The following is a 15,131-nucleotide window of genomic DNA, read 5'->3' as shown; positions in this document are numbered from 1 at the left end:
GGGGTCATTCACGATGTTATCACGTCTCTTCCATAAGAATAAAAATAAAATCAATATCGTCATCAGTGATCAATGGGTTCGTTTTGTCGAATTGAAATCAATTTCTCCTTTACATATTCACCAGTTTGGAGAGAAACGAATAGCAGACGGGATGATCTCAGATGGGAAAATCATTGAAAAAGAGGCGTTTCAGGCATTTTTAGAGGAATGCGTCCTCGATTGGGGACTAAAGAAGAGGGAAGTTCAGTTCATCGTTCCCAATACTCAGATGATCATCAGGAAATTGAATATTTCTTCTGACATAGAGGACGATGAGGTGAAGAGTCACTTGTTCTTGGAAATTGGAACGAGTATCCATCTCCCTTTTGAGAATCCCGTATTTGATGTCGTGGTGGTCGGAAATCAAGGGGATAAGAAAGAAATTATCCTTGTGGCGGCACCTGAAGACATTGTATTGGAATATCGTCAAATGCTGGCCGGTGCCCATTTGAAGCCTGTCGTGGCTGACATCAGCCCGCTTGCCTTTTATCGCTACATACACTCATTGGATATGACTCATAGGGGGAGCCACGAAATGCTTCTTTACTTCAACCAGTCCAATGTCACTGTTTCCATCTTTCATGATCACCAGCCAGTATTCTTCAGGCCGATCAGTTTAGGTGAGGAGCGTGAGGTCATGGATGAGAAAGCGAATCATGAAGGCTTTCAACCCCTTCCATTTGATGACGTCATGAAAGAAATTGACAAAGTGATCAGTTTTTACCGTTATACTCTTACAAATGATGAAGCAACAATTAATAAACTATTCGTTACAGGTGATCATCCCATGGTGGGGGATATCCACACTCTCCTATCCAAACGGTTTGACATCGACATCATCCAAGTGCCTTCCGTTGCACGGCACGCCCAATCCAATGAAGAGCTTTCGAGTGAATTCCTCCTCGCCATTGGTTTGGGATTAAAAGAGGTGATATAGTGCTCGTCGATATCAATTTATTACCTCAAAGCGAAAAAAGGAGCCGACAGTGGCTGTATGTGGTTACTGGAGTGATTCTCCTTGGGATTCTTGCTATTATCGTTCTATTTGTCCTTTCCGGCAATATCGGTAAAGATGTGGATGCCCTTACGACGGAGTTACAGGAAACCAAGCAGCTGAGAGCTGAAAAAGAACAAAGTATCTCAGATTTTGAGTCATCAGATGCCTGGGTGCAGCTGGAAAGTGCCGTGGGCTGGGCAGAAACCTATCCCATCGATACCGTACCTGTCTTGGATCATCTAGTGGAGCTGCTTCCGGAGCGGGGATTCATGAAAGAATTCACGTATGCAGAGGATGGAAGCATACAGGTATCCATTCAATTTGATACAAGCAGTGAAGCAGCCTATTATTTAACACATCTGAAGGAATCGAAATACATTGTGGATGCCAAACTATCTTCCATTGCGACTGAAGCCATAACAGAAAATGAAACGATCGCAGTCAATACCGAACCCGTATTACCAAGGTACATAGGCCAATATGAAGTCATGCTGAATAGAGAAGCCATCAAAAAAATCGAAACAGAAGAGAGTTCCGATATCGAAGGGGGCGATTCGGAATGAACATTGGATTCGATAAAAAAGAATGGCTGATGATCGGCACATCCATCGTATTAATGTTCTGCCTAATCTTTGGGTGCATATGGTTCTTCTATTTACCGGTCAAGAGTCAAAAAGAAAATCTGCAAACTGAGATCCAAACAGAATCCAAGCTGATCGAAGTATTGGATTCCAAAATTTCTTCCATCAAACAGGACTCATTTGAAAACTCCAGTTCCCTGCAACAAAAGGTTCCGGTAAAACCTTTGACACAGCAGCTCCTTATTGACCTTGAGAAGGCTGAGATCGTTTCGGATAGTTTGATAACAAGCATTGAATTCTCTGAAGGTGCAGTGGCCCTTCCAATAGCAGGGGGATCTATAGAGTCAAACAGTGAAGCTGCCACAGAAGTGGATGGAACAGCATCAAAAACCAGTACTGAAGACGAAACTCCCCCTGCAGATATCTTGCCATCCGGTCTTCAAAAATTGACCGCCACCATGTCTGTCGAAGCAAAGAGTTATTTTGAAATAGAAGAGTTCATTAAGAAATTAGAAGAACTGCACCGAATCGTCGAAGTAGAGCAGATCTCCTTCAGCGGACCTGCCGAATTACAGCAATACGAAGATGCTGTTGAAAATATTCAATTGAATATCGTCGTTTCCGCTTTTTATTTGCCCGGATTAGTAGAGCTTGAGACGGAACTGCCGAAGCTTGATGCGCCGGTACCTTCCAACAAGAAGAACCCTTTTCAGCAGTTCCCTGATCAAAAGTCGGAAGAACAAGATACCAATTAAAGGTCTGATGAATGATGATTGAAAATGAAAGAGGCTATACACTTGTTGAACTACTGACTGTGATTGTCATACTAGGAATCATTGCCGTCATTGCGGTTTTAGCAGTGAATAATATCATCGAAAAGTCCAAACAACAGGCATTTGTGGCAAACGCATTAACAATGAAAAGCTCCGCCCAATATTATGCAAAAGACGCCATGCTTCAGGAACGTGAAATTAACAAGATAACATACAAAGAATTGGTCGAAGCAAAGCTCATCGAACCGATACTCGATCCCCATTCCAAAATCGTCATGACACCGGTTGATACCTCCTATGTCCTGGCTGAAGGTGAGAGTGTCCTATCGATATGCCTCCTTGGTGACCAATATAATCTATGTACAAATGAGGATGGGGAACAGGAAGAAATCCCGTTTTCTACTCTATCAATCCGTTCCCTGAAGAAAAACTAAAAAATTTGACGAAAACCTCTTAGGACAAGACGACAAAAGTCTTGTTCTTTTTTTTATGGGATGTGATAGCATGGAAAAAAATAGATGAAGGAGGGTGGCGATGATGGGTAATCGTGAGAAAAACGACAAAAAGATTTCTATTAAAATCAATGGGGAAAAAACGAAGTTCGATGAGGATCTTCTTGTGTATGATTGGAAGCTGGGGGAGTCGGAAACAGCTGCGGGTGAAGAGGCGAATGATGACGGATTTGACTGGATCCTTCCTGATGAAGAAGCCGAACCTCCACAGGAATATAAAAAAATCAACTACGTGACAGGTAGTAAAAAGAAGAAGAAAAAGTCTTTCACTAACCCTTTTCAGGATTCAGTGAATCTGATTATGTCATTGGTCGGGGCGATTGTTGTCGGGGCGGTTTTGGGCTTCGGGACTCTTAAGGTGATTACGACGACGGATGGACCCGCTGCACCTGCGGCAACATTGCAAGACGACACCACGGCAGGGAAAACGGATGGTCAACAGGCTGTTTCAGCCATTGAATTAAAGGATTTCTCCACCTCCATCCTGCAGGGCGGGGTATTTTCTACAGAGGAATCCATGAAAGCCATGAAGGACAGCCTGGCGGCTAAAGGCTTTCCGGGAGCGAGTGTCGAGAAAGATGGTCAATTCTTTTTATTGCTGGGGGTTTCGGGAGATCTGGAAACGGCCAAAACCCTAGGGGCAAAAATAAAGGAACAGGGTGTGGATGTGTACGCGAAGGACTTTGTTATTGGATCCAAGGGAATAAACGCCTCAAAAGAAGAGAAATCATTCCTGGAGAAAGGGAATGCCCTCTATAGCAAGATCGCACAGGCAAGCAGCAGTGGGATGGTCGGAGGAACTCCTGATGATGCAACTATGAAAACAATTCAATCCGGCGTGAAGGAATTGGAAGGCATCAAAGTAGATCAGGAGACCATTGCCTCAATGAAGAAATCCTTAGTGGATGCAGGGAACCTGGCAGCGTCGATGAAATCTCCAGAAGATGCACAAAAAGTTCAAGGGGAATTATTATCTTATCTTCAGCTATACGGCGGGTTATAATTTCGACTGGTTTAGACTATTTTCTAGGAAATAATATAGTGAGAGCGTCCTTTGAACCAGAACTGTCCTGGTTCAAAGGACGCTCTCTTTTCACTTGTTTACCGTGATGGATTTTGGTAGTATATTCTTGTATCTCCCATTTTTCACTCTGAAAGGATTGGTATGGTTTGTCCAACCTCATACTCGCTTCACAATCTCCCCGTCGAAAAGAACTTCTCGAACAAATCCAACTCTCTTTTTCCGTTATGAGCTCCAATGTCGATGAAACGTTTTCAGCCGATTTATCACCCGATGAAGTCGTGATGTATCTCGCGAAGAAGAAAGCCAAAGAAATATCGAAACAACACCCCACTCACTATGTCATCGGTTCTGACACGGTCGTGACAAAGGATGGGAAGATCCTTGGAAAGCCAGTGTCGAAAGAAGAAGCAAAAGATATGCTCAGGATGCTATCCGGATCTGCCCACGAGGTTTACACAGGTGTCGCAATCGTACACGGTGAGGAGGAAAAACTTTTTTATGAAAAAACAGATGTTACGTTTTGGGAGTTGACCCCTAAAGAGATTGATGACTACATCGCATCTGAAGAACCATTCGATAAAGCGGGTTCCTACGGGATCCAGGGCATAGGGGCAAAATTCGTCAAAGAAATCAAAGGCGATTATTTCGCTGTTGTCGGCCTGCCGATCTCACGTGTGAATCGCGCACTACTTGAAATGGGCTATCTTCAATCAGACTGACTCCTTTACGTAAAAAAGGAGGAAACAATGGTAAAAACCGTACTAACACAGGAAGAAAACAGATTGATGATCCGGGATTTCCCCCAGGATGAGAGACCAAGGGAAAGAATGATCCAAAGTGGAGCCTCAAGCCTATCCAATCAGGAGCTGCTCGCGATCTTACTCCGTACCGGTACAAAATCCGAGTCGGTCCTTCAATTATCCAACCGGCTATTAAATCAATTTGATGGATTGAATCTATTAAAGGATGCATCTCTGGAAGAGATCACGAAAACGAAGGGGATCGGGCTTGCCAAGGCTGTCCAGATCATGGCGGCCGTCGAATTTGGCCGGCGCATCAGCAATCTGGCCTTTGATGATCGCTATTCGATCCGTTCTCCTGAAGATGGTGCCAATTATGTCATGAATGACATGAGATTTTTGGCCCAGGAGCATTTTGTCTGTTTATACCTCAATACGAAGAATCAAGTTCTCCACAAGCAAACCATCTTTATCGGAAGCCTCAATGCCTCCATCGTACATCCGAGGGAAGTCTTTAAAGAAGCCTTCCGCCGCTCCGCCGCCTCTATCATTTGCATTCACAACCATCCATCCGGTGATCCGACCCCGAGCAGGGAAGACATAGAAGTGACAAAAAGATTAGTGGAATGTGGTCGAATCATTGGTATTGATATACTCGATCACCTTATAATAGGGGAGAAGAAGTTTATCAGCTTAAAGGAAAAAGGGTATTTATGACACTATGATTTTTTTCCTGGTTACGATATAATAAAGCTTATGATTTTTGTGATTCAATATAACGTGAGCTTACTGAAATAAGAGAGTCATTCTACAAGGGAATGAGTCTTTTCGTTATGCATGAACGAACAATTATTGTGACGAAAATTACGAAGATAGAGAGTGATTGGACAACTCTCCTATGAAAACACATAAAACGATTTAAAAACCAGCCAATTTGTATCAGAAAGGGAGATACCATCCATGTTTGGAACGAAAGATTTAGGGATTGATTTAGGAACAGCCAACACTTTGGTTTACGTGAAAGGCAAGGGGATTGTCGTTCGCGAACCTTCAGTTGTTGCTCTTCAGACAGATAACAAGCAGATTGTTGCCGTGGGTAATGATGCGAAAAATATGATCGGCCGTACTCCGGGGAATGTAGTGGCGCTTCGCCCGATGAAAGACGGAGTCATTGCAGATTACGAAACGACTGCCACGATGATGAAGTACTACATAAAGCAGGCGACCAGGAATAAAGGTGCGTTTTCACGAAAGCCGTATGTCATGGTTTGTGTACCTTCAGGCATTACAGGTGTTGAGGAAAGAGCGGTCATCGATGCCACAAGACAAGCAGGGGCTCGTGATGCCTATACGATCGAGGAACCCTTTGCAGCGGCTATCGGAGCAAATCTTCCGGTTTGGGAACCGACGGGTAGCATGGTCGTGGATATTGGTGGTGGAACGACGGAAGTAGCGATCATCTCTTTAGGGGGGATCGTGACAAGTCAGTCGATCCGTGTTGCCGGGGATGAGATGGATGATGCCATCATCAACTATATCCGCAAGACGTATAACCTGATGATCGGGGACCGTACGGCGGAAACCATCAAGATGGAAGTCGGGTCTGCAGGGGATTCTGAAGGAATTGAAGCGATGGAAATTCGTGGCCGTGACCTTCTGACAGGATTGCCGAAAACGATTGAAGTAACGGCTGTTGAAATTGCTTCTGCCCTTCATGACACCGTATACACGATTGTGGATGCCGTTAAGAGTACGCTGGAGAAAACTCCACCTGAACTTGCAGCAGACATCATGGATAGAGGGATCGTGCTGACAGGAGGCGGAGCGCTTCTACGCAACCTGGACAAGGTGATCAGTGATGAAACGAAGATGCCGGTGCTTATTGCCGAAGAGCCACTGGATTGTGTAGCCATAGGGACAGGGAAAGCCCTTGATCACATCCACTTATTCAAAACACGAGGAAAATAATTGATAGTAATGGGGGACGTCTCCTTATGGATGCAGGTGCAGCCTTAAGGCCGGCCCCATCTTTTTTCGAAGAACCATGAATATTTTGACGAATGATATCAAAAATAAACGAATTTTGATATAGTATTTACTAGAATGAGAAAAGGTTGAGGTGTACATCATGCCACAATTCTTCCTGAATAAACGTTTGATCATTCTGCTCGTCAGTGTCATTGTCCTAGTGGGATTAATCGGATTTTCTTTGCGTGACCGGGATAGTATCAGCTGGCCTGAGCAGTTTGTGAAAGATATGGTAGGATTCGGACAGTCGTTGGTTTCAAAACCTGTCAATTATGTAGCCGGAGTTGTTGATAACGTTCAAGATCTTCAAAATACATACACAGAGAATGAAAAATTGAAAACGCGTTTAGATGAGTTGATTAAACTTGAAACAAAGGTGAAAGACCTTAAACAAGATAACGATGAATTACGGGCAGTACTGGATAAAAAGGAAAACCTTCGCGCTTATAATACGATCCAGGCTACCGTCATTGCGAGGAACCCTGATCAATGGCAGGAGCTCATTACCATTAATAAAGGGGAAGTGAACGGGATTCAATCTGATATGGCTGTGATTTCCTCTGCAGGACTGATTGGAAAGATTAAAAGTGTCAATGAATTCTCATCAACGGTCGAATTAATCTCGACCAATAACACAAAAAATCGGATTTCCACAGTGATTCAAAGTAAAGAACAGGATATTAACGGCTGGATTGAAGGGTATGACAGCAAGAAGGAAGAAATCCTCGTAAAGCGGATTTCCAATGACATGAAGGTTGAAAAAGGCTCCAAAGTCATGACATCCGGTCTTGGGGGCGTATTCCCTAAAGGCCTGGTCATCGGTGAGGTGAAGGAAATCAAACCGGACCAATATGGTTTGACGCAAACGGCTTATGTAAAGCCTTCTGCTGATTTCTACCATTTAGAGCATGTTATGGTCATCGATCGTGAAATCCAGGGTGTGACGGAAGACGATGCGGTTGAGGAGGAAGAGCAATGATCAGCAGGCTCCTCCTTCCATTTATGACCCTGCTATTCTTCTATAGTGAGAGTTTATTTGTGCACCTTTTTCCCAGTGAAGAGTGGTTCGATCAGAAAATGATCGTCCCTCATTTCCTGATTATTGTGCTGTTCTTTATTTGTGCTTTTTACCAGTACAGGACTGCGCTTCTTTATGGGTTCATCTTTGGCTTCCTATTTGATATTTATTACACTGAAATCAATGGGATTTATCTGGTGTTTTTCCCGTTCGTCATCTTTTTATCTCATCAGATGATGAAAGTGTTACATAATAACCTCTTTGTTTTAGGGATCATTTCCATGGTGAATATCTCTGTTTTAGAATTTTTGGTCTATCAGATCAATCGGATTATCAACAGGACGGATCTGACGTTCATGCAATTTGTAGATTGGCGTTTGTGGCCAACATTGATCTTGAATGTTCTATTTTATATCATTCTTGCCTTCCCATTCAGAAACTATCTTCTGAAGAAACGGAAAGAGTGGTTGGATGAATAATTTCCATTAGTGATTTTTTCATAAAAAGAGGAAATGACACTGCTTATGTCGAATTTAAAGACGACTGAGGTGAAAATTGCGACATGAACAAGAAGCCAAATGTGATGATAAAAGGAACAAAAGAAGGCCTGACTCTTCATCTCAACGATCAATGCTCGTTTCACGAGTTAAAGAAGGAATTGGACGATAAGCTGTCTGCCCATTATCGGGAAACAGAAGGTACCCCTCTCTTGACGGTTAATATTCAAACCGGCAATCGTTACTTGACTGAAGATCAAGTGGAAGAGTTAAAAGAAATCGTAAGACAAAAACGCAATTTAGTAGTAAACGAAGTATTGAGCAATGTCATAACGAAGAATGATGCAGAAAAACTAATAGATGAACGAAATATCGAAACCCTTACCGGGGTCATCCGTTCGGGACAGGTCGTGGAAACAGCAGGCGACATCCTCATTGTAGGTGACGTCAATCCAGGGGGGAAAGTCCTTGCTGGAGGGAATATTTACATATTAGGTTCATTGAAAGGGATTGCCCATGCCGGCTGCAATGGAAATCAAGAGGCGGTCATCGTGGCGTCCAAGATGGTTCCATCCCAGCTGCGGATCGCGGATTCTCTGAACCGTTCACCTGATCGGGTGGAGGAAGAGGATGACCGCGAAATGGAATGTGCGTATGTGGATGACAGCGGGCAGATCGTTGTCGATCGATTACAAGTTTTGAAGCATCTTAGACCAAATATTACTAGTTTTAAAGGAGGAAGCTAATGTGGGTGAAGCCATAGTTGTTACTTCAGGTAAAGGTGGAGTAGGAAAGACGACTACTTCTGCCAATGTTGGTACAGCATTAGCTCTACAAGGCAAAAAGGTTTGCTTGATTGACACGGATATCGGCCTCAGAAACCTGGACGTGGTGATGGGACTTGAAAACCGGATCATTTATGACCTCGTGGACGTGGTGGAGGGCAGATGTAAAATCCATCAAGCCCTGGTGAAAGACAAACGTTTCGAGGACAAGCTCTTTTTACTGCCGGCTGCACAGACGAGTGATAAGTCCGCTGTGAACCCTGAACAGATGAAAAAACTGGTACTGGATTTAAAGCAAGACTATGATTATATCATTATTGATTGCCCTGCAGGTATAGAACAGGGATATAAGAACGCCGTAGCAGGGGCTGACCGTGCAATTGTCGTCACGACTCCCGAAATTTCGGCAGTTCGTGACGCTGACCGCATCATCGGTTTACTGGAGAAGGAGAATATCGAGCCGCCGAAGCTTGTAATCAACCGTATCCGGAACCATATGATGAAAAATGGAGAAATGCTTGATGTGGACGAGATCACTACGCATCTCTCCATCGATCTTCTAGGAATTGTCGCTGATGACGAAAATGTCATCAGGTCATCCAATAGAGGTGAACCGATCGCCCTCGATTCAACCAGTAAAGCCTCCATCTCTTACCGGAATATCGCGAGACGGATACTTGGTGAATCCGTTCCGCTCCAATCCCTGGAAGAAGAAAGAACCGGTGTCTTTATGAAAATTAAAAAATTATTCGGTGTAAAAGCCTAGAGCTTTTTCCAGTCCCGGTAGGACGCATGCTGCGTTTTACCGGGGCTTTTTTATTTTCTCCATGAATATTCCACTGAGACAAGTCATACATTGTAGCAAAACATGTGAATTGAATCATGGTATGGATCTTTACACCCCTATGCCCATCATCAGGAATAGACCCAGCCGCTCTTGATCAGAGTGAAGAGATCAATGGTTATCAAACAATACCTTATAAAAAGGAATGGTGTACATGGGGAATCGAGCGGATGAAATACGTAAACGGATAGCCAAACGAAAAAAAATGGGGAATTCCGGTCCATCTGAACACTCATCTTACTTTCTTCCGACGGATGAGGAACGTTATGGAATGGAGCGTCAGGCAAGCTTTGAGGGTGGACCGCCACCGGAAGGCATGCACCCTCTATTTAAGAAGGAAACCTTCATGCTGAAGATCCTTGGGGCGGGGATCATGGTGCTGATCACGGCCATCATGTTTAAGAGTCCCTCACCGGTATTTAATGAAGCGAAGTCTTACGTTACGAAAACGATGGATACAGAGTTCCAATTTGCCGCCATTTCCACCTGGTATGAAGATCAGTTCGGGAAACCACTTGCTTTATTGCCTGCCAGTGACACGGACAAGGAGTCAGCCTCTACACAGAGTGCTGAATACGTCCGTCCGGCTTCGGGGAAAGTCGTAGAGAATTTTAAGACGAACGGGCAGGGCATCATGCTTCAAACCGTCCTTGGTGAAGATGTGACGGCCATGAAGGGAGGATTGATCATTTTTGCAGGGAAGAGGGATGAGCTTGGGAATACGGTGGTCATTCAGCATGCAGACCAATCAGAATCCTGGTATGGGAATCTCGAATCAATCGATGTGAAGCAGTATGAAAAAATAGAGAAGGGCTCGCTTGTAGGAAAAGTTTCTTCAAGCAGTCAGGATGATGCAACGGGAGAATTTTATTTTGCCATTAAAATGGGTGATGAATTCATCGACCCGATACAGGTGATGTCATTTGACTAAGATCATTTCACTTTTGAAGAAATTTTACGTACACCCATTGCTGTGGCTGGTGATCGGGATTGCCATCTTAACGGCCCACTTTTTTGAACTGATCCTCCTGCTCATCATCATCACCATACATGAATTGGGACACGGAATGATGGCACAATCCTTTTCCTGGAGAGTCAAGAAAATCGCCTTGTTACCCTTTGGAGGGGTGGCTGAGATGGATGAGCATGGAAACCGTTCATTAAAAGAAGAGTTCTGGGTCGTGGCGGCGGGACCGCTTCAGCACATTTGGCTCATTGCCCTTGGCTATGGTCTCCTGTCAATTGGGGTCATAAGTCAGGATTCATTTACGCTTTTCTTTCAATTGAATATGATGGTGTTATTGTTTAACCTTCTTCCCATATGGCCTTTGGATGGAGGGAAGATGGTTTCCCTGCTGCTTGCCAAGAAGTTTAATTATTTGAGGGCGTATGAATACACGCTCCTCTTTTCGTTTGGTTTATTACTCTTTTTCCACCTGATTGTTCTTGTAACCGCTCCCCTTCATCTGAATTTATGGATTGTCCTTTCATTTCTGTACTTTTCCCTTTGGGTGGATTGGAAACAGAGGAGATACGCCTTCATGAAGTTTTTACTGGAGCGTTATTACGGAAAGAGCCATCAATTTGTACAATTACGGCCATTACCGATTGAAAGTGATGATTCCATCATTACTGTGGTGGAACGGTTTCAACGCGGGGTCAAGCATCCCCTGGTGGTATTCGATAAAGGAATCGAAGTGGGGAAGCTTGATGAAAATGAACTTCTCCACGCCTTCTTCGCCGAAAAGATGACTTCTGCGAAAACGAAGGATCTCCTTTACCTTTATTGACGAACATTATAAAGTATGGGCATACTGGAAAAAGGGTTGAATCCAACCCTTTTTTCTGTTGTTTCAGGCATCCATTATAGAAATGAGGGTCCCGATGTGGAAGAAATGATTGTACATAGTAAATGCAGGGAAAAACGATGGGTACACCGACTACATAATGAAATAATCGGTTTATATACATATCCTCCGGGAGACGAAAGTTTAACGGGCAATATTTATCTGGGAAAGGTCGACAAGGTCCAGAAGGGGCTTGGAGCAGCCTTTGTGGATTTCGGACAGGGGAGGAATGGGTATCTTCATGAAAAGGATTTTCCACAAAATGTGGAAGCGTATCAAAGGGAAAGTGATCCTACTCCAATCGGCAAATGTGTCCATGAAGGGCAAAAAATCCTCGTTCAGGTCATAAAGGATGAGATGGGGACAAAAGGTGCCAGATTGACGGCGGTCATCGAAATGAAAGGCGAACATATGGTGTATATGCCAAAGGGCCACTATGTCGCGGTATCAAAGAAAGTAGATGATGAGAATCGGAAGGTTTTAAGGCGATTAGGGAATGAATGGAAATCCCCTGAAGAAGGCATCGTGATGCGTACCAACGCGGCGGGTGTGAAGGAAGCCGTGTTACAGGAAGAACTGATTCACTTGAGGTCTCTCTATGAACGTCTGGAGAAAGTTTCTCTCCGGGCAAAGTGTCCGTCCCTCATATCCAGACAGGACACCTTTTATGAAGATCTCTACGAACATCTGAAAAAAGGGAAGGGAGGTAAGATTGTCTTTGATGATTATGACAGCATGCTTCAAGCGGAGGAAATGAGTGGGGAAGAGATCCGGGCAAAGTGGGGTTTCGAACTTTATCAAGGTCACGAAAATATCTTTAAGTATTATCGTGTTCACTCTGCATGGGAAACCGCATTGAGGAAAATAGTCTGGCTGGGTAACGGAGGCTTTCTTGTCATAGAATCGACTGAAGCCATGACGGTTGTGGATGTCAATTCAGGGAAATTCACCGGGAAAGACAATTTGGAAGATACGATTCTGTATACGAACAAACTTGCTGCTAAGGAAATGGCAAAACAGTTGACGATCCGTAATTTGAGTGGAATGATTCTGATTGATTTCATTGATATGAAGAAGGAAAGCCATCGCAATGAGGTGATGGGCTCACTTTCAGAAGCCCTGGTCTCTGATCGCCAAAGAACAACCATCGTCGGGTTTACTAAGCTTGGGATCCTGGAACTGACCAGAAAGAGGACACGCCTGCCGCTATCTGCTTCCTTGACCCGTCCCTGTTCGGTATGTCATGGTACAGGAAGGGAAATGAGCCCTGAGTCAATGGCTTTCCAGCTCGAACGGGAGTTATGGGAATGTGATGGGGACGCTTCGCAGATTGAAGTTGAAGCCACCCGGGAAGTTGCAGATGTGTTTTCAGGTAAACAGGGGATCCATCTGCATCGACTACAAACAGCATTGAATAAAAAAATCATCATGAAGGAGATTACTCATCATCATCCTTATTATCATATAACGAAAATAATATGAAATTCTTGAATGTTATTGACAGTATGTCGATTTATATGATAGGATTCTAATGTTATTGATTGTAGCACCCGTGCTACAACCGCTCATTACAGGTACTAAAAGTGTGGAGCATTCCAACACCTGTCATTGGCGAGTCTGAGTTTATAAGGAGGTGCGATTATGTACGCAATTATCGAAACAGGTGGTAAGCAAATCCGTGTAGAAGCTGGTCAAGCAATCTACATCGAAAAGCTAAACGCTGAACAAGGCGATACGGTAACTTTTGACAAAGTTCTATTCGTTGGTGGTGACGATGTGAAAGTAGGAAGTCCTTTAGTGGATGGAGCTACTGTAACAGCGAAAGTTGAAAAACAAGGCCGCGCGAAAAAGCTTGTAGTATTCAAATACAAAGCGAAAAAGAACTACCGTCGTAAGCAAGGTCACCGTCAACCTTACACTAAAGTTGTCATTGACGAAATCAACGCGTAAGGCGTGAGATCATGATTAACGTTTACGTAGAGCGTTCACCAGGGAAAAGAATTCGTTCTTTCTCTATGGATGGACATGCTGATTTTGCCGAAAATGGGCAAGACATTGTTTGTGCAGGTGCTTCAGCTGTTTCATTCGGCAGTATTAATGCCATTATGGCCTTAACCGGTGTCGAACCGGCCATCGAGCAATCCTCAGATGGTGGATTCCTTCGCTGCGTCATTCCTGATGACCTTCCGGAAGAAACAGAGGGCAAGATTCAGCTGCTGTTAAACAGCATGCTTATCAGCCTCCAAACGATTGAAAGAGACTATAGTGATTTTATTAAAATAACCTTCAAAAAGTAGGAGGTGGAACAAATGTTAAGATTAGACCTTCAGTTTTTTGCATCCAAAAAAGGAGTAGGTTCGACTAAGAATGGTCGTGACTCTATCTCAAAGCGTCTTGGTGCTAAGCGTGCAGACGGTCAAATGGTTACTGGTGGATCAATTCTTTACCGTCAACGCGGTACGAAAATTTATCCAGGCCTAAACGTCGGCCGTGGCGGCGACGATACACTTTTCGCTAAAACCGACGGTGTTGTTCGTTTCGAACGCATGGGTCGTGACAAGAAAAAAGTGAGCGTATACCCAGTTGCGAATGAAGCTTAATCGCATATCTTTAACGAAAACTCTAACCGACTTTCGGTTAGAGTTTTATTTTTATCACGGGTATCGGCATTTAAGGTCGAAAATGTACTGGAGATTGGTTTCGCTTCATAATAGAAACGATTATGAATGGGCTTGATGGGATATTATCGAGTTTTGGGGATATTTTATCGACTTCTCCTGTTTACCATTTATTATCGACTAACCAATCTACTTCACCTGCACCATTTTTACAGAAACAATATACGCACCACGCCCATCTTTGATATACTTACTGATAGCACTTAAAGTATAGGAGTTAGATTATGAGCGAAAATTGGGGTGTAGTCGAGGCGTTGAGACATGCCCGCCACGACTGGATGAATGACTTGCAATTAATTAAAGGGAATCTGGATCTTGATCGTGTTGAGCGGGCGAAGCAGGTGATCGAGGAAATGGTCCTTGTTGCACAAAACGAGTCGAAGCTATCGAATCTAAAGCTTCCACGATTAACAGAATGGATATTAACCTATAATTGGTCAAGACATTTGATTAAGCTGGATTTTGAAGTCCTTCAAATCGAGTCGGCACATGGACTTGATGACAGAAGACTTTACAACTGGTGCAAGGAGTTCCTGGCATTCCTTGAATCAAATGTAATGAACAATGTAGAAAATCAACTATCCATCTTACTGGACATTACAAAAGAACATTCCCGTTTTATATTTGATTTCACAGGTATACTAAAGAGTACAAGCGTGGTAAAAGACTGGATTAAGAATCAACAATCAAACGGAGAAAATATAGAAATAGAACAGCTTCAAGAAGAGGTTCTTGTCATTCATGTAGTTGCCCGATGAGGGGATTGCA

19 protein-coding genes and 1 other annotated feature are annotated in these 15,131 nt (G+C 43.6%); all 19 genes read left to right on the top strand.

Going from position 1 to position 15,131, the window contains the following annotated elements; genetic code table 11:
* The first annotated feature begins 13 nt into the window (after positions 1-13).
* The 19 genes from pilM to SLH55_RS00895 all read left to right on the top strand — a co-directional run bounded on the left by pilM (position 14) and on the right by SLH55_RS00895 (position 15,121).
* Entirely contained in the window at positions 14-976 is a 963-nt protein-coding gene (gene pilM / locus SLH55_RS00985) for a type IV pilus biogenesis protein PilM (RefSeq protein WP_320322314.1), read from the top strand.
* Complete coding sequence (locus tag SLH55_RS00980) at positions 976-1,599, top strand: pilus assembly protein PilN (RefSeq protein ID WP_320322313.1); 624 nt, start codon at positions 976-978, stop codon at positions 1,597-1,599. The genes pilM and SLH55_RS00980 overlap by 1 nt, the downstream gene beginning before the upstream one ends.
* Complete coding sequence (locus SLH55_RS00975; protein ID WP_320322312.1) at positions 1,596-2,372, top strand: hypothetical protein; 777 nt, start codon at positions 1,596-1,598, stop codon at positions 2,370-2,372. Before SLH55_RS00980 ends, SLH55_RS00975 begins: the two co-directional genes overlap by 4 nt.
* Before the next feature lie 11 nt (positions 2,373-2,383).
* On the top strand, positions 2,384-2,824 hold the full coding sequence (locus SLH55_RS00970) for a type II secretion system protein (protein ID WP_320322311.1): 441 nt from the start codon (positions 2,384-2,386) through the stop codon (positions 2,822-2,824).
* 100 nt (positions 2,825-2,924) lie between these two features.
* On the top strand, positions 2,925-3,905 hold the full coding sequence (locus SLH55_RS00965; RefSeq protein ID WP_320322310.1) for an SPOR domain-containing protein: 981 nt from the start codon (positions 2,925-2,927) through the stop codon (positions 3,903-3,905).
* Positions 3,906-4,072: 167 nt separating this feature from the next.
* Positions 4,073-4,645 carry a Maf family protein gene (locus tag SLH55_RS00960; RefSeq protein ID WP_320322309.1) on the top strand — a complete coding sequence of 191 codons (573 nt, stop codon included), beginning with the start codon at positions 4,073-4,075 and terminating at the stop codon, positions 4,643-4,645.
* A 27-nt stretch (positions 4,646-4,672) separates the two neighbouring features.
* Positions 4,673-5,383 (top strand): RadC family protein, encoded by a 711-nt coding sequence (radC, locus tag SLH55_RS00955; protein WP_320322308.1) that lies wholly within the window; start codon positions 4,673-4,675, stop codon positions 5,381-5,383.
* A gap of 243 nt (positions 5,384-5,626) precedes the next feature.
* Positions 5,627-6,634 carry a rod shape-determining protein gene (locus SLH55_RS00950; protein ID WP_061810195.1) on the top strand — a complete coding sequence of 336 codons (1,008 nt, stop codon included), beginning with the start codon at positions 5,627-5,629 and terminating at the stop codon, positions 6,632-6,634.
* A 160-nt stretch (positions 6,635-6,794) separates the two neighbouring features.
* The gene (mreC, locus tag SLH55_RS00945; RefSeq protein WP_320322307.1) at positions 6,795-7,673 is read left to right on the top strand and encodes a rod shape-determining protein MreC; all 879 of its coding nucleotides are present in this window, start codon (positions 6,795-6,797) and stop codon (positions 7,671-7,673) included.
* Positions 7,670-8,191, top strand: a complete 522-nt coding sequence (gene mreD, locus SLH55_RS00940; RefSeq protein WP_219166829.1) for a rod shape-determining protein MreD — start codon at positions 7,670-7,672, stop codon at positions 8,189-8,191. The genes mreC and mreD overlap by 4 nt, the downstream gene beginning before the upstream one ends.
* An 83-nt stretch (positions 8,192-8,274) precedes the next feature.
* Positions 8,275-8,955, top strand: a complete 681-nt coding sequence (gene minC / locus SLH55_RS00935; protein ID WP_219166830.1) for a septum site-determining protein MinC — start codon at positions 8,275-8,277, stop codon at positions 8,953-8,955.
* 1 nt (position 8,956) lies between these two features.
* Entirely contained in the window at positions 8,957-9,760 is an 804-nt protein-coding gene (gene minD, locus SLH55_RS00930; protein WP_320322306.1) for a septum site-determining protein MinD, read from the top strand.
* Positions 9,761-9,992: 232 nt separating this feature from the next.
* Positions 9,993-10,769, top strand: a complete 777-nt coding sequence (locus tag SLH55_RS00925; RefSeq protein ID WP_320322305.1) for a M23 family metallopeptidase — start codon at positions 9,993-9,995, stop codon at positions 10,767-10,769.
* Positions 10,762-11,628, top strand: coding sequence for a M50 family metallopeptidase (locus tag SLH55_RS00920; RefSeq protein WP_320322304.1), 867 nt, complete (start codon positions 10,762-10,764; stop codon positions 11,626-11,628). Before SLH55_RS00925 ends, SLH55_RS00920 begins: the two co-directional genes overlap by 8 nt.
* A 105-nt stretch (positions 11,629-11,733) precedes the next feature.
* Positions 11,734-13,167: an Rne/Rng family ribonuclease gene (locus SLH55_RS00915; RefSeq protein ID WP_320322471.1), complete on the top strand. Its 1,434-nt coding sequence runs from the start codon at positions 11,734-11,736 to the stop codon at positions 13,165-13,167.
* 67 nt (positions 13,168-13,234) lie between these two features.
* Positions 13,235-13,314, top strand: a sequence feature (ribosomal protein L21 leader region).
* A 12-nt stretch (positions 13,315-13,326) separates the two neighbouring features.
* Positions 13,327-13,635, top strand: coding sequence for a 50S ribosomal protein L21 (gene rplU, locus SLH55_RS00910; RefSeq protein WP_034757222.1), 309 nt, complete (start codon positions 13,327-13,329; stop codon positions 13,633-13,635).
* An 11-nt stretch (positions 13,636-13,646) separates the two neighbouring features.
* Positions 13,647-13,982 (top strand): ribosomal-processing cysteine protease Prp, encoded by a 336-nt coding sequence (locus tag SLH55_RS00905; protein ID WP_219166834.1) that lies wholly within the window; start codon positions 13,647-13,649, stop codon positions 13,980-13,982.
* 12 nt (positions 13,983-13,994) lie between these two features.
* Complete coding sequence (rpmA, locus tag SLH55_RS00900) at positions 13,995-14,285, top strand: 50S ribosomal protein L27 (RefSeq protein ID WP_044339518.1); 291 nt, start codon at positions 13,995-13,997, stop codon at positions 14,283-14,285.
* 302 nt (positions 14,286-14,587) lie between these two features.
* Positions 14,588-15,121 carry a Spo0B C-terminal domain-containing protein gene (locus SLH55_RS00895; protein ID WP_219166835.1) on the top strand — a complete coding sequence of 178 codons (534 nt, stop codon included), beginning with the start codon at positions 14,588-14,590 and terminating at the stop codon, positions 15,119-15,121.
* Positions 15,122-15,131 lie beyond the last annotated feature (10 nt).

Source organism: Rossellomorea sp. YZS02 (assembly GCF_033963925.1).
Classification (GTDB): domain Bacteria; phylum Bacillota; class Bacilli; order Bacillales; family Bacillaceae_B; genus Rossellomorea.
This window is presented reverse-complemented; position numbering and strand designations above follow the sequence as displayed.

Excerpts from the sequence above, each read along its gene's own strand:
- mreD (WP_219166829.1), top strand. The coding sequence starts at position 7,670 with ATGATCAGCAGGCTCCTCCTTCCATTTATGACCCTGCTATTCTTCTAT.
- SLH55_RS00965 (WP_320322310.1), top strand. The coding sequence starts at position 2,925 with ATGATGGGTAATCGTGAGAAAAACGACAAAAAGATTTCTATTAAAATC.
- minC (WP_219166830.1), top strand. The coding sequence starts at position 8,275 with ATGAACAAGAAGCCAAATGTGATGATAAAAGGAACAAAAGAAGGCCTG.
- SLH55_RS00915 (WP_320322471.1), top strand. The coding sequence starts at position 11,734 with ATGATTGTACATAGTAAATGCAGGGAAAAACGATGGGTACACCGACTA.
- SLH55_RS00975 (WP_320322312.1), top strand. The coding sequence starts at position 1,596 with ATGAACATTGGATTCGATAAAAAAGAATGGCTGATGATCGGCACATCC.
- SLH55_RS00970 (WP_320322311.1), top strand. The coding sequence starts at position 2,384 with ATGATGATTGAAAATGAAAGAGGCTATACACTTGTTGAACTACTGACT.
- radC (WP_320322308.1), top strand. The coding sequence starts at position 4,673 with ATGGTAAAAACCGTACTAACACAGGAAGAAAACAGATTGATGATCCGG.
- SLH55_RS00925 (WP_320322305.1), top strand. The coding sequence starts at position 9,993 with ATGGGGAATCGAGCGGATGAAATACGTAAACGGATAGCCAAACGAAAA.
- SLH55_RS00895 (WP_219166835.1), top strand. The coding sequence starts at position 14,588 with ATGAGCGAAAATTGGGGTGTAGTCGAGGCGTTGAGACATGCCCGCCAC.
- SLH55_RS00950 (WP_061810195.1), top strand. The coding sequence starts at position 5,627 with ATGTTTGGAACGAAAGATTTAGGGATTGATTTAGGAACAGCCAACACT.
- rplU (WP_034757222.1), top strand. The coding sequence starts at position 13,327 with ATGTACGCAATTATCGAAACAGGTGGTAAGCAAATCCGTGTAGAAGCT.
- rpmA (WP_044339518.1), top strand. The coding sequence starts at position 13,995 with ATGTTAAGATTAGACCTTCAGTTTTTTGCATCCAAAAAAGGAGTAGGT.
- mreC (WP_320322307.1), top strand. The coding sequence starts at position 6,795 with ATGCCACAATTCTTCCTGAATAAACGTTTGATCATTCTGCTCGTCAGT.
- pilM (WP_320322314.1), top strand. The coding sequence starts at position 14 with ATGTTATCACGTCTCTTCCATAAGAATAAAAATAAAATCAATATCGTC.
- SLH55_RS00905 (WP_219166834.1), top strand. The coding sequence starts at position 13,647 with ATGATTAACGTTTACGTAGAGCGTTCACCAGGGAAAAGAATTCGTTCT.